This window comes from Haloferax sp. Atlit-6N (genome assembly GCF_003383195.1).
Lineage (GTDB): Archaea > Halobacteriota > Halobacteria > Halobacteriales > Haloferacaceae > Haloferax > Haloferax gibbonsii.
This window is the reverse complement of the sequence record NZ_QEQJ01000232.1, coordinates 1-494: the sequence shown is the minus strand read 5'-3', so window position 1 is coordinate 494 and position 494 is coordinate 1. Positions and strand designations below refer to the sequence as shown.

The window sequence follows — 494 nt, the reverse complement described above, 5'->3', positions numbered from 1 at the left end:
GTTCGCTTCCTCCGCGACGAAGTACCAGTTGTGGATCGGGTTCGTCATCTTCACCGCGACGAACGCGAGAAAGACCACGAGCAGCCCCTTCCGCGCGGCCGAGTTATGGTGGACCTGTCGACCGGTGTACGCCGCACAGAAGTACAGCCACGGCCCGACGGAGGCTAAGCCGACGACGAGACCGATCACGTAGAACACGTACTGGAGGTCGGGAGTCGGCATCGTGAGATACCCGACGTGGGCGGCCGCCCAGCCCCCGCTGGTGACGAGAAGCCAGAAGACCCCCCGGCGCGTATCTTCGTGTTCGATACGCCGCGTCCGACGGAGCATCCCGAAACAGAGCACGGCGGCAGCGGCAAATGCGAACACGTACGCGCCGTATAACGCGCTCGGAGAGAGTGGCGGCAACATCTGGATCGGTTGTAATCCGGGATTAACGGGGAGCATCATCAACCCACCGACCACAGGGTGTGACGGTATCGGCCAGAAAGGGG

1 protein-coding gene is annotated in these 494 nt (G+C 63.0%); it reads right to left on the bottom strand.

All coding sequences use genetic code 11. From position 1 onward, the window contains the following. Window positions 1-450: histidine kinase N-terminal 7TM domain-containing protein (locus tag DEQ92_RS22110; RefSeq protein ID WP_304999713.1), on the bottom strand; the 450-nt coding region annotated here is incomplete at its 3' end. Window positions 451-494 lie beyond the last annotated feature (44 nt).